General features: G+C 64.9%; 13 protein-coding genes and 1 pseudogene. 2 read left to right on the top strand and 12 right to left on the bottom strand.

Features of this window, described 5'->3' with window-relative positions; all coding sequences use genetic code 11:
* Positions 1–229: 229 nt before the first annotated feature.
* The 3 genes from I6F38_RS01680 to I6F38_RS01670 are packed head-to-tail and all read right to left on the bottom strand — an operon-like array spanning position 230 to position 4,041.
* Positions 230–2,497: a xanthine dehydrogenase family protein molybdopterin-binding subunit gene (locus I6F38_RS01680; protein ID WP_225158821.1), complete on the bottom strand. Its 2,268-nt coding sequence runs from the start codon at positions 2,495–2,497 to the stop codon at positions 230–232.
* 3 nt (positions 2,498–2,500) lie between these two features.
* Complete coding sequence (locus I6F38_RS01675) at positions 2,501–3,547, bottom strand: xanthine dehydrogenase family protein subunit M (RefSeq protein ID WP_225158820.1); 1,047 nt, start codon at positions 3,545–3,547, stop codon at positions 2,501–2,503.
* Complete coding sequence (locus I6F38_RS01670; RefSeq protein ID WP_225158819.1) at positions 3,544–4,041, bottom strand: (2Fe-2S)-binding protein; 498 nt, start codon at positions 4,039–4,041, stop codon at positions 3,544–3,546. The genes I6F38_RS01675 and I6F38_RS01670 overlap by 4 nt, the downstream gene beginning before the upstream one ends.
* Before the next feature lie 152 nt (positions 4,042–4,193).
* Here I6F38_RS01670 and I6F38_RS01665 point away from each other — a divergent pair, with 152 nt between their 5' ends.
* On the top strand, positions 4,194–4,826 hold the full coding sequence (locus I6F38_RS01665; RefSeq protein WP_225158818.1) for a TetR/AcrR family transcriptional regulator: 633 nt from the start codon (positions 4,194–4,196) through the stop codon (positions 4,824–4,826).
* 228 nt (positions 4,827–5,054) lie between these two features.
* Here I6F38_RS01665 and I6F38_RS01660 read toward each other — a convergent pair whose 3' ends face one another.
* The 9 genes and pseudogenes from I6F38_RS01660 to I6F38_RS01620 all read right to left on the bottom strand — a co-directional run bounded on the left by I6F38_RS01660 (position 5,055) and on the right by I6F38_RS01620 (position 11,048).
* The gene (locus I6F38_RS01660; RefSeq protein ID WP_225158817.1) at positions 5,055–5,546 is read right to left on the bottom strand and encodes a hypothetical protein; all 492 of its coding nucleotides are present in this window, start codon (positions 5,544–5,546) and stop codon (positions 5,055–5,057) included.
* Positions 5,547–5,598: 52 nt separating this feature from the next.
* Positions 5,599–5,787: a hypothetical protein gene (locus I6F38_RS01655; protein ID WP_225158816.1), complete on the bottom strand. Its 189-nt coding sequence runs from the start codon at positions 5,785–5,787 to the stop codon at positions 5,599–5,601.
* Between the two features lie 35 nt (positions 5,788–5,822).
* Positions 5,823–6,266, bottom strand: a complete 444-nt coding sequence (locus I6F38_RS01650) for a hypothetical protein (protein WP_225158815.1) — start codon at positions 6,264–6,266, stop codon at positions 5,823–5,825.
* A gap of 373 nt (positions 6,267–6,639) precedes the next feature.
* Entirely contained in the window at positions 6,640–6,795 is a 156-nt protein-coding gene (locus I6F38_RS01645; RefSeq protein ID WP_225158814.1) for a hypothetical protein, read from the bottom strand.
* A 29-nt stretch (positions 6,796–6,824) separates the two neighbouring features.
* A pseudogene (locus I6F38_RS01640) lies at positions 6,825–7,373 on the bottom strand (type III glutamate--ammonia ligase); the annotation flags it as partial.
* Between the two features lie 31 nt (positions 7,374–7,404).
* Entirely contained in the window at positions 7,405–8,730 is a 1,326-nt protein-coding gene (locus I6F38_RS01635) for an FMN-binding glutamate synthase family protein (RefSeq protein ID WP_225158813.1), read from the bottom strand.
* A 9-nt stretch (positions 8,731–8,739) separates the two neighbouring features.
* Entirely contained in the window at positions 8,740–9,426 is a 687-nt protein-coding gene (locus I6F38_RS01630; RefSeq protein ID WP_225158812.1) for a protein glxC, read from the bottom strand.
* On the bottom strand, positions 9,426–10,322 hold the full coding sequence (locus tag I6F38_RS01625) for a glutamine amidotransferase family protein (protein WP_225158811.1): 897 nt from the start codon (positions 10,320–10,322) through the stop codon (positions 9,426–9,428). The genes I6F38_RS01630 and I6F38_RS01625 overlap by 1 nt, the downstream gene beginning before the upstream one ends.
* A 105-nt stretch (positions 10,323–10,427) precedes the next feature.
* Positions 10,428–11,048, bottom strand: coding sequence for a cupin domain-containing protein (locus I6F38_RS01620; protein ID WP_225158810.1), 621 nt, complete (start codon positions 11,046–11,048; stop codon positions 10,428–10,430).
* 320 nt (positions 11,049–11,368) lie between these two features.
* Here I6F38_RS01620 and I6F38_RS01615 point away from each other — a divergent pair, with 320 nt between their 5' ends.
* Complete coding sequence (locus tag I6F38_RS01615) at positions 11,369–12,682, top strand: transporter substrate-binding domain-containing protein (protein WP_225158809.1); 1,314 nt, start codon at positions 11,369–11,371, stop codon at positions 12,680–12,682.
* Positions 12,683–12,691: the final 9 nt, after the last annotated feature.

Below are 12,691 nucleotides of genomic sequence, written 5' to 3'. Positions count from 1 at the left end.
CCATCGGCAGGATGCGCCGCTTTATTCCCCGCAAGACGGATCTCGTAACCCTCTCGACCGCCAGATTCCGCCAGTTCATCGCCGCCTACAACAACACCCCGCGCAAATGCCTTGACTACCGCACGCCCGCCGAGTCCTTTGCTCAAGTGTTGCACTTCGAATGTGAATCCACCTCCCGGCTTTCGCCGGGACGACACCTGTTATTACGGAGCCCTCACGTCGAGCCGCATCACCTCAACCCCATCACCACCTCCTCGATCTTGATCGGGAAATTCCGCACGCGGATGCCGGTGGCGTGGAAGACGGCGTTGGCGACGGCGCCGGCGCTGCCGGTGATGCCGATCTCGCCGACGCCCTTGATGCCGAGCGGATTCACGTGGGGATCGTGCTCGTCGACCGTGATCACCTCCATCGGCCGCACGTCGGCATTCACGGGCACATGATACTCGGCAAGGTTCGCATTCAGGATGCGGCCGGACCGCTTGTCCATCACCGCCTCCTCGTGCAGCGCGAACGAGAGGCCCCAGATCATGCCGCCGCGCAGCTGGCTCTGCACCATCAACGGATTGATGATGCGCCCTGCGGCGAACGCGCCGACCAGCCGCGTGGCGCGGATCTGGCCGAGCTCCGGATCGACCTTCACCTCGGCAAAGACAGCGCCATGCGCGTGCATTGCATATTGCGATTGCGCCGCCGGATCGGCCGCACCCGTGCCAGAGGCCTCGACCTCGGCAACGCCGGCGCGCGCCAGGATCTCGGCGTAGCTTTCGCTGCGCGCATCATCGTCGCGGCGATGGAGCCGCCCGGCCCGCGCCACCACGCCGGCATTGCCGGCGCCGAACAGCGGCGAGCGCTCATCGGAGGTCGCAAGCTCGGCGAGTTTTGCGATCACTGCCGCACCGGCATTGTGGATCGCGGCACCGACCGTTGCGGTGTGCGCGGAGCCGCCGGCGATGCCGGCATCCGGCAGGTCCGACGTGCCCGACAGGAACGAGATCTGCTCGAGATCAAGCGCCAGCGCATCGGCCGAGATTTGCGTGAGCGCGGTCCAGGCGCCCTGCCCCATGTCATGCGCGCCGCTCTCCATCACGCCGCGTCCGTCGGCGCGGATCACGGCGCGCGCATTGCCCTGGAACATCAGCGCCGGGAACGTCGCGGTGCCCATGCCCCATCCGACCAGAAAGCCGTTCTCGTCGCGCATCTGCCTTGGCTGCAGCGGACGCCCCGCCCAGCCGAAACGCTCGGCGGCCCTGGCGTAGCACTGCCGCAGCGCCTTGGAGGAAAACGGCTTGCCGGTTGTTGGCTCGACCTCGGCGTAGTTCTTCAGCCGGAATTCCAGGGGATCGATGCCGCAGGCGAACGCCGCCTCGTCGATCGCGCTTTCCAGCACGATCGATCCGGTGGCCTCGCCCGGCGCGCGCATGAACAGCGGCGTGCCGGTGTCGACGCGCACGGCCTCATGCGCAGTGCGGATCGCCGGGCTCGCATAGAGCGTGTGCGAGGCGTCCGCCGCAGGCTCGTAGAAATCGTCGAAGCTCGACGTCGTGACGCGCGCCTCATGATCGAGTGCGGTCAGCAGGCCGTCGTCACCAGTGCCGATCCGGATGCGCTGGCGGGTCTGCGGACGATGGCCGACCGGGCCATACATCTGGCTCCGCCGCAGCACCAGCTTGACCGGACGCCCGACCAGCTTCGCCGCCATGATGCCAAGCACCTGCGGCCCGGAGACCAGGCCCTTGGAGCCGAAGCCGCCGCCGAGGAACGGGCTGTTGATGTGGATGTTGCCGGGCGGAACGCCGAACAGGCCGCCGATCCGCATCTGCGCCATCGCCATGCCCTGGCTCGGCGTGTCGAGGAACAGGCGGTCGCCGTCCCACACCGCGACGATCGCGTGCGGCTCCATCGCGTTGTGGTACTGCGCGGGCGTCTCGTAAGTTGCGTCGATCCGCTTCGATGCAGCGGCAAGGCCGGTATCGATATCGCCATGGCGGACTTCGGCGGGATTGCCGATGCCGACCACCGGCGGCGCATAGGCCTCGCCGGCGTCGAGGCCGACGCGCGCGATCTCGACCTGGTAGCGCGGCGACAGCAGCGCCGCGCCTTCGGTGGCGGCCTCCAGCGTCTCGGCGATCACGACCGCGATCGCCTGGTTGGCGTAGCGCACCTCGTCGCTCTGCAAGAGCTCCATGCGGAAGGCGAACGGATTGCCCTTGGCGTCCGGGTCCTCCGCGAGTTCCAGCTTGTGCGCCGGCGTCATCACGTCGATGACGCCGGGGTGGCGCTTGGCGGCAGCGACGTCGAGCGCGGTGACGCGGCCGCGCGCGATGCAGCTGGTCGCGATCACGGCATAGACCATGCCGGGCGGATGATTGTCGGCGGCATAGCGGGCCTTGCCGGTCACCTTCAGCGTGCCGTCGGTGCGGGTCAGCGGCTGGCCGATATTCGAGCCGTGCCTGAGATGGGCGGGGTCGCGGGTCAGATTGAGTTCAGCCGTCATGCGTTACGCTCCTGCAACGGATGAGAAGGGAGAGCCCGGCAGCGCGGGAATGCGGTCCGGCGTGCCTGCGGCAGCAAGGGTGAGCGCGCGCACGACGATGCGCTGCGCGAGCTCGATCTTGAAGGCGTTGTCGCCGGACGGTTTTGCGCCCGCGAGCGCGGCGCGCGCCGCCTCGCGATAGGTCGCCTCATCCGGTGCGGCGCCCGCGAGCACCTGCTCGGCCTCGCGCGCTCGCCACGGCTTTGCCGCGACGCCGCCGAGCGCCAGCCGCGCCTCGCGGATCTTTCCATCCTCGATGCGCAGGGCCGCCGCAGCCGAGACCACGGCGAACGCATAGGACGTGCGCTCGCGCACCTTGATGTAGCGGGTATGCCCGGAGAAGCCTTGCGCTTCGGCCGGCAGCCGCAGCGCGACGATCAGGTCGCCGCGCTCCAGCGCGGTCTCGCGCTCCGGCGTCTCGCCCGGCAGACGGTGCAGCGCTTCGAGCGGCAGCTCGCGCCGGCCGGTCTTGCCCTCGATCTCGACGACGGCGTCGAACGCGACGAGCGGCACGCAGAAATCCGACGGATGGGTGGCGATGCAGCCCTCGCTCCAGCCAAGCACCGCGTGCAGGCGGTTCTCGCCCTTCAGCGCGTCGCAGCCGGCGCCCGGCCAGCGCCGGTTGCAGGCGCTGCCGGCGTCGTAGAAATAGGCGCAGCGCGTTCGCTGCATCAGGTTGCCGCCGACGGTCGCGGCATTGCGCAGCTGGGCGGACGCGCCCGACAGCAACGCCTCGGCGACCGCCGGATGGTTGCGCGCGAACCCGGTGTCATGCGCGAGATCGGCATTGCGCACCAGCGCGCCGATCCGCAAGCCGCCGTCGGCCAGATGCTCGATGCGGTCGAGCCCCGGCAGACGCGTGACGTCGACGAGACGGCTCGGCCGGCTGACGCCGCCCTTCATCAGGTCGAGCAGATTGGTGCCGGAGGCGAGATAGCTCGCGCCCTTCTCGGATGCCGCCGCAATCGCGTCCGCGACGCTGGCCGGCCTGACATAATCGAAGTTCATCATGCGGAGCGCCTCTGCTTGGTCGCGTTGATGTCGGCCTGCGCCTCGAGCACGGCCTCGGTGATTCCTTGATAGGCCCCGCAGCGGCACAGATTGCCGCTCATGCATTCGCGCACGCGCTCCGGATCATCGCCGGCCTGGCCTTCCTGGATCAGGCCGATGCCGCTCATGATCTGGCCCGGCGTGCAGAAGCCGCACTGGAAGCCGTCATGGGCGATGAAGGCGGCCTGCACCGGATGCAGGTGGTCGCCGCGCGCGACGCCTTCGATGGTTGTGATCTCGGCGCCGTCATGGCTGACGGCAAGCGCGAGGCAGGAATTGATGCGGCGACCGTCGACCAGGACGGTGCACGCGCCGCACTGGCCGCGGTCGCATCCCTTCTTGGTACCGGTGAGGTCGAGGCGCTCGCGCAACAGGTCGAGCAGGGTAACGCGGGGGTCATCGAGGGCAATTTCCCGGCGGACACCGTTGATAGTGAGGCTGAGTGGGAGATTCATGCAGGGCTCCGATCCGTGTATGGTCGGGTTGAATCGAGGCAACGGAAGCCCGTGGCCGCCGATGCAGGATCGGCGCGCCTTGTCAGGCCCGGTGCTGGTCGCCATATACGGAGGCATCCTCCGTTTACAAGGGAGGGTGAAAAGAAAAAGCGATGGCCGGTCGATCACCAGAAATTGCACGCAAGCCCCGCGCCGACGCCGTGCGCAATCGCGAGCGCGTGCTGGAAGCGGCCAAGGCCGTGTTCTCGGCCGGCGGCAGCGAGGCGAGTCTCGAGGCGGTGGCGCGCCATGCCGGCGTCGGCATCGGCACGCTCTATCGCCACTTCCCAACCCGCGAAGCGCTCTATGAGGCGGTCTATCGCCGCGAGGTCGAGCAGCTCGGCGATCTGGCCGAGCAACTGCAATGCGCGCCCGAGCCGGTCGAGGCGCTGCGGCGCTGGCTGCGCGCCAATGTCGAATTCGTCGCCACCAAGAAGGGCATGGTCGCGGCACTGGCGCTGGTCGCGCACGGCTCGACCGAGCTGCACGCCTATTCGTTCGACCGCCTGACCAAGGCGATCGGCACCCTGCTCGCGCGCGCGGTCGCGGCCAGTGCGATCCGTGGCGACATCAGCGCCGAGGACGTGCTGCGGGCGCTGATCGGCATGTGCTACATGCACGACCAGCCCGGCTGGCAGACCACTGCGCTCCGGCTGTTGGACGTATTCGTGGACGGCCTGCGGGTGCAGCCGGTCGGCACAACGGCAAAGCCTGCGAAGAAAGCCAACCCAAAGCCGTCGCGCTGACCCTACCCATGGTAGCCCGCATGAGCGCAGCGACATGCGGGACCGACTGCCCCGGATATCGCGGAGCCTGTCATCGGCGGGCCATCGCGCGACCCGTTGGCTCAACGGGCTATGCTTGTTCAGGCCTCCATGTTGAAGAGGATGCCGAGCGGCAGCCGGGGTCCTGCCGGATTGACATGAAGCACCGCATCGATGGTGCGCGCGGCGGGGGATGACGGCTTCATCCAGTCAAGATGACCGGCGAGCCAGGATCGCGGCTCCGCAGCCAGCACGATCGCCGCCCCCCCAGTCATCCAGCGGATTGTCGCGGGCCAGCGCCTGCTCGCGGCCGGGAATGGTTGTGCCGGCGGCGCCCATCAGATGATGCAGCACCGCCTTGGCAAGCAGGTCGTCGAAACATCCGTCATCGACCCGTCCGCTTCCGACCGCATCGATCGCGAACAGCGCGTCGGCTTCGACGCGACTGACCGAATGTCCGGCGCGACCGGCGACACAGAGGATACGCGCACATAGCGCGGCGTCGGCGGCGTCGATCGTTCGCGAGAAATGCGCCCGGCCGGCCATCGTGGGTCCATCGCCCGCAATAATGTCGCAACACACCAGCGCGAGCGCCGCGGCGCTGCGCGCCGCAGCGTCGGACGTCGATCTCGCGATTTCAGCAACAAGATCGTCCGCGCCGCGAGGCGCATGCGGGGACAGCTCAAACTCATGGGCACGCATCGATTGCTCTGCTGTTGATTGCCGCCCGCCCCACGACGGCGGCGGCCACCGCTCAAGGACGTCCGGTGCGTGGCCGCAGCCACCGCATGATGATTTCGTGCGGTGTTCGCCGGCTGCTGCGCGGCATGTCGTGCCGCTGCAGCGCCGCCCTCGCAAATGCGGCCGCCTGCTCGCTGGATTGCCGTTTCTCGCGCGCCAGCAGCATCCATTCGCGGATCACGGCGCGTCGCACCTTGGACATGGCGATTTCCCTTCGCGATAGCCGCGTTCAGCGCGTCAGGCCGCAAGCTGCAGCGGATGGGCTTGCGACCTCCGCGCCGACAGCGCGCAGCCGTACTGATGCACGATGCCCTGCTCGACGACGAAGCCGCGCCGCTCCAGCGACGCCCGCAGGCTTTGGTTGGCCGAGGACTTCTGGGCATCGACCCACACCACCAGCACCGCACGGGCGCTAAGGACATTCGTCAACCAGTCCAGCGCCGGCTCGAGCGAGAGAAGCGTGCGCCGCCGCCAATCGACCAGCGCAACGTCGTACTGACCGGCGGGGCGGCCGCAATTGCCCGACGCCGCCGCGCGCGCGTAGCCGCGCCGCTGCAGCTCGAACATCAATTCCATGCTCCTCGTGCCGGCCACGACGATGCGCTGTTGCGTCGTGCAGCCGGCAAGCGCGATCATCGGCTCGATGATCCGGTCGCCGATAGCAATCTGAAGCGAAGACATGACATCACCTTTCGGTTCGCCGCCGCGCTCGCGGCCAAACCTCAACAGTCTGGCCTGCACGCGAGAGCGTCTGCGTCGGGCTCAATATCTTCAGGGCGGGATATGAATTCGAGAGCGCCGCGGGCTCTACGGCATATGAGCCGCATAGGCCCGCGCCGGATGCGATGGCTGCGGTCGCTGAGCACGGTGGCCGCGCAAGTGTGCTAAAGTGCACAGACGATCAGGTTGGCATCCGGTTAGATCGTCGCATTGCCAAGCAAGGTACATACATGTCTGTTCATATTCGCGATCCAGCCCGGCCATCGCGCCGGGCTCTTTCGTCGCCGAACGCGACCGTAATGAAAAACCCCGCGCTGAGGCGGGGCTTTCGCGATCATCGCGGATTGGTCCGCGTTCCGCTGTTGTTGCCGGGCAGGTTCGACGTCCCGGTCCCTGTCGCGGAGTTGTTGTTGGGGTCGGTCGAGTAATTCGGCGTCGAGGTGCCCGGGTTGTTCATGTTGCCGGTCGTGCTGCCGGGTGGATTGCTCATTCCCGAGCCCTGGCCCATGCCGGTGGTGCGTTCGCATCCTCATGGTCGTTCTGATAGGGCTTCCAGCCCAGAGCGAGCATGCTGTCGCAGATTTCGCTGATGACGTCATAGCGCCGCATCAAGGCCGATTGATCGTAGCACGGCTTGGCCTGACGATCGGATTCGTCGCCAACGCTCTCACCGTCCGGCGAGATCAGGAAGAACTCGCACTCGACGCCGCTCTTGAGCTGGAAGCCGCGCTCGGCCGCTTTGCCGATCAGGCGCTTCAGCACATTGCGCGGTCCCTGTTCGACCGGCTTGCCGCTCATCCACAGATCGGCTGCCAGCCAGCCCACTTCCGGCTTCCACGGCAACTGGATGAGACTGGCCGGATCGGGGATCGCGAGCATGTCGGGATCCGCCGGCGTCATATCGAGCCACGTAGCAAAACCGGCGAAGCCCGCCCCGTTCTTGGCCATTCCGCCGATCGCTTCGGCAGGGACCAGCTTGGCGCGCTGTGTTCCCACCAGATCCGTATAGGAAATCAGGAAGTACTTGATCTTCCGTTCTTTGGCGACTTCAGCAAGGTCGATTGACATGGTGCCTCTTTATTCAAGATAAGCGTCAGAATCAGTCCCGGCCAGGAATCCAGCTTGTGCCCACAAGCGGCACGCGCGTGATGGCGGCCGCCTCGACGGTGAGTGCGACGAGATCTTCGGGTTCGAGATTGTGAATGTGGCTCTTGCCGCAGGCGCGCGCGATGGTCTGCGCCTCGAGGGTGAGAACCGAGAGGTAGTTGGCGAGGCGTCGGCCCGCCACGACCGGGTCGAGCCGCTTGGCCAGTTCGGGATCCTGGGTCGTGATGCCCGCGGGATCGAGACCTTCGTGCCAGTCATCATAGGCGCCGGCCGTGCTTCCCAGTTTCTGGTATTCGCTCTCGAGCGCGGGACTGTTGTCGCCCATCGCGATCAGGGCCGCGGTACCGATCGCGACCGCATCGGCGCCAAGCGCAAGTGCCTTGGCGACGTCGGCGCCGTTGCGAATTCCGCCGGAGACGATGAGCTGCACCTTGCGATGCATGCCGAGCTCCTGGAGCGCTTGCACGGCAGGACGGATCGCCGCGAGCGTCGGAATGCCGACATTCTCGATGAAGACCTCTTGCGTCGCGGCCGTGCCACCCTGCATGCCGTCGATGACGACGACGTCGGCGCCGGATTTCACCGCCAGCGCCGTGTCGTAGTAGGGGCGGCTGGCGCCGATCTTTACGTAGATCGGTTTCTGCCAGTCCGTAATCTCGCGGATTTCCTCGATCTTGATCTCCAGATCATCCGGCCCTGTCCAGTCCGGATGCCGTGACGCGGAGCGCTGATCGATGCCCGCCGGCAAGGTCCGCATTTCGGCGACGCGTTTGGATATCTTCTGGCCCAGCAACATGCCGCCGCCGCCCGGCTTGGCGCCCTGTCCGACCACGATCTCGATCGCGTCGGCACGGCGCAGATCGTCCGGGTTCATGCCGTAGCGAGAGGGAAGCAGTTGGTAGACCAGAATCGAGGAGTGCTCGCGCTCCTCGTTCGTCATGCCGCCGTCGCCGGTCGTCGTGCTGGTGCCGACCGCCGTCGCGCCGCGGCCCAACGCCTCCTTGGCAGGAGCCGATAGGGCGCCGAAACTCATCCCGGCGATCGTCACGGGGGTCTTGAGGTGAATCGGCTTCTTGGCAAATCGCGAGCCGAGCACGACGTCCGTCCCGCATTTCTCGCGATAACCCTCCAGAGGGTAGCGCGACACGGAGGCGCCGAGAAACAGCAGGTCGTCGAAATGCGGCACGCGCCGTTTTGCGCCACCGCCGCGGATGTCGTAGATGCCGGTCGCCGCTGCGCGTTGGATTTCCGAGATGGTATATCGATCGAAAGTCGCCGAAAAACGCGGTTCGGTGCGGATTGGCTTTGCAGATGACATCGTCGGCCTTCAGTAGGAAGAAAGATTGTCGATGTGGAAATTGTAGAGACGGCGGGCCGACGCATACATGCGGAAGTCCTCCGGACCGACACCGTCCACGCCGGCGCCGGCGAGGATACCGGAGAGCCGGGACTTGTCGTCCGCTGACATGGGCTTCTCGATGCAGTCGGCTCCGAGGCTCTTGACCTTGCCGCGGACGAAGATCGTGGCTTCATAGATCGAATCTCCGAGAGCCTCGCCGGCATCACCAAGCACGACGAGATTGCCGGCCTGGGCCATGAACGCGCTCATGGCGCCGATCGAGCCCTTGACGATGATATCGATGCCTTTCATCGAGATTCCGCAGCGCGCGGCGGCATCGCCTTCCACGATCAGAAGCCCACCCCGGCCGGTCGCGCCTGCGGATTGGCTTGCGTCTCCCATGACGTGGACCCTGCCCGACATCATGTTCTCGGCGATGCCCTGTCCGGCATTGCCATGAATCGTGATCGAGGCCTGCTTGTTCATCCCCGCGCAGTAATATCCGACGTTACCCTTGATAACGATTTCGATGGGAGCATCGACGCCGGCGCCGATAGCGTGCTTGCCGCCCGAATTCGTCACCTGCCAAAGGGACTCGTTGGTGTCGGGCGTCAGGCGATGGAGCGCGGCGTTCAGGTCCCGGACGGTTTGCTGTTCAAGGTCGACCACGTGCATCACCGACGTTCCCAAGCGTAAACGGTGGCGGGCTCGGGCTCGAAAACGCGCGCCTTTTCAATTCCCGGCAGCACGGCGAGCGCGCGGAATTCCGAGCCGAAGGCGACATAGTCGTCGGACTCCGCCAGTACAGCCGGTTTGCACGCGATCGGATCACGCAGCACGGCGAAGCCGTCGCGGGTGCCGACCACAAAGGTGAAAAAGCCGTCGAGCGCATCGAGGCTGGAGGTCAGCGCCTCCTTGAGGCTGTCGCCTTCGCGCATCCGCCAGGTCAAATACCCCGCGGCAACCTCCGAATCGTTCTCGGTCTCGAACACGAGACCCTCGCGTCGAAGATTGCGCCGTACGGCATTGTGGTTCGAGAGTGAGCCGTTGTGGACCAGACATTGGTCGTCTCCCGTCGAGAACGGGTGAGCGCCTTCCGTGGTCACCGCAGACTCCGTCGCCATGCGGGTGTGGCCGATGCCGTGCGTGCCACGCATCGCGGACACATAGAAGCGGCTTGCGACGCGTTCGGGAAGCCCAACCTCCTTGTATATCTCCATGCGCGATCCGGCGCTGACGACGTAGATGTCGGGGGTGTGCTCGGCCAGCCAGGCGAGGGCCTGTGTGCGCCGTTGCTTCGGGATCGTCACGACGACATGGTTGGACCGTCGGACAAAGTCTACGCTTGCCTCTATCGCGGCGCCAAGCCTTGTCGCGAGATCACCGTCAGCTGCGGGATCAGCCGCGCGGAGCGTCAGCTTGATGAGATCGTCGGTGCCGGGTCCATAAACGGCAATGCCGGCGCTGTCGGGTCCGCGCGCCGACATGGTCGCGAGCATGCGCGACAGGTGCCCCCCAAGCTCGGGTTGAAGCCGCTCGTTCTTGAGAAACAATCCAACGATGCCGCACATGCACTGCTCCTTGGCTGAGGAGCAATGTATCAGCCCGAACGGGTGGGTCAACTGTCAGGAATAAAAATTTCCTGATAAGAAATTGAGCAAGACTCTGCAACGAGATTAGGCGGGGCGCCGCGGATACACGATGATCGACAGGTAGGTCATGGGTCGCTTTACCAGGACCTCGGGGCCGTGCAGCGCGCCGGAATCGAACATAAGGGAATCGCCTGGGCGCAACCGATAGCTCTTGCTGCCGTGCCGATAGAGGACCTCGCCGCTCAGCATATAGATGAACTCCGTTCCGGCATGCTGGAATTCGGTGTAGGCCTCGGCTCCTTCCTTCAGCGTGATGAGATACGGCTCAACGACGACGTCATCGTCGTTGACGTGTCCGAGCAGTTGATAAACGTGTCCGACCTTGCTGCCGCGGCGTTCGATCACGACGCCCTGCTTGGCGCGAACGAACGAGCAGTCGCGACGCTCCTCGGATGCTGCAAACAATCGGCTGAGCGGTACCGTAAGCGCCTGCGCAATCGACTGCAGCGTGGAAAGTGACGGGGAAATCTGGCCATTTTCGATCTTCGAGAGCATGCCGCCGGAGATGTTGGCCGCATTTGCAAGATCATTGACGGAGAGATCCTGCTCGCGGCGCGTATCCCTGATCTTGGCGCCGAGCGCGCGCTCGAGACTCCGGTCGCTGGCGACCGGAGCGCTCGACCCGGTATGGTAGGTGGAGCTCATGTCGGTTGCGTCCGTCGATCGCACTGCAGTCTTTCGTCTCATGTGATGGTCCCTCTCGCGTCACCCCTCGTAACATGTCGGCGGGGCGGGTCGATAATGATTTCTGCAACCGGAGCGCGTCGACGGCCTTCCACCCCCGGCGAATCGCTCGGTGTGGAGGAGGATCATTTTCCCGATGTTGCCCGTCCACATTTCTGGAAATCCGCCGCTGCCAACGGTCGTAACTGACAGTGCACAAAATTTATTCTTGAGAAAGTCTCGACCATTTGTATCGTCTAGAAAATAGATTTCGCAGCAAGAAAGCCAGCGGAGAAGTCGATATGCGGACGGATCGTCGGAATTTCATGAAGGTCACGTTGGGCGCCGCCGCTGCGGCTGCTGCGCCCTACGGATTCGTCAAAAACATCAACCAGGCATGGGGCGCGCAGTCCTGGATCAAGAAAGGCGAGCCGATCAAGGTCGGTCTCCTGTTCTCGCTCACCGGCGGCCTCGCGGTGCCGGAAGAAGATTCCACCCTCGTCATGCAGTATGCGATCGACGAGATCAACAAGAGCGGCGGTATCGCCGGCCAGCCGATCGAGCCGGTGATCGTCGACGCGAAGTCGGACTTTAACGTCTACTCCGAAAAGACCAAGGAACTGATCCTTCGCAATCGCGTCGTTGCGATCTTCGGCTGCTACACCTCGGCGAGCCGCAAGGCCATCCTGCCCACCGTCATGGCGCAGAACCACCTGCTGTATTATCCGACCTGCTATGAAGGCGCGGAGTGCACGCAGAATACGATCTGCACCGGTCCGCTCGCGAACCAGCATTCCAAGGACCTGATCCCGTTCATGGTTCAGCAGTTCGGCAAGAAGGTCTTCTTCGTCGGCTCGAATTATGTGTGGCCGAAGGAGTCCAACAAGAACGCCAAGGTCTGGCTGCAGCAGGCCGGCGGCGAACTGCTCGGCGAGGAGTACATTCCGCTCGGCAGCTCCGAGTTCGGCCCGGTGCTCAACAAGATCCGTGAAGCCAAGCCGAACTTCATCTTCTCGACCGTGGTCGGGGCATCCGATATCGCCTTCCACAAGCAATTCAAGCAAGAGGGCTTCAAGGTCGATTCGATGCCGATCGCCTCGCTCACGACGGGCGAAATCGAGACCCGCGCCATGGGCAACGAATACGGCGCGGGTCACTTCCTGTCGGCCCCGTACTTCCAGGGCCTGGATAATCCGACCAACCACAAGTTTGTCGAAAGCTTCCTCAAGAGCAAGTACGGCAAGAACGGCGTCACGCACTACAACATGGAGGAGACCTATCTCTCCGCCTATGTCTTCAAATACGGGCTGGAGAAGGCGATCGCCAAAGTTGGCGTCGAGGAAGTGACGCCGCGCGCGATCCGCGACAACACCGGCGGGATCAAGGTCGAAGACGCCGTGTCGCCGGAAGGGTTGATCTGGATTGACGACCAGAATTTCAACACATGGCTCAAGCCGAAAATCGGACAGTGCCAGGCCGACGGCAGCTTCAAGATCGTGAAGTCGTCCGCAGAGCATGTCGCGCCCGATCCGTACTCGATCTATCCGGATCTCGGCAAGTGCATGGCGGACGGCCTCAAGGCCGCTGACGGCAAGGTCCGCAAAGGCGTGATCTGACGCATCCTC

Origin of the sequence: Bradyrhizobium sp. BRP56 (assembly GCF_020194035.1) — a bacterium.
In the GTDB taxonomy this organism is placed as follows: Bacteria; Pseudomonadota; Alphaproteobacteria; order Rhizobiales; family Xanthobacteraceae; genus Bradyrhizobium; species Bradyrhizobium australafricanum.
Note: the sequence above shows the minus strand (reverse complement) of the source record. Positions and strands in the feature narration are given on the sequence as shown.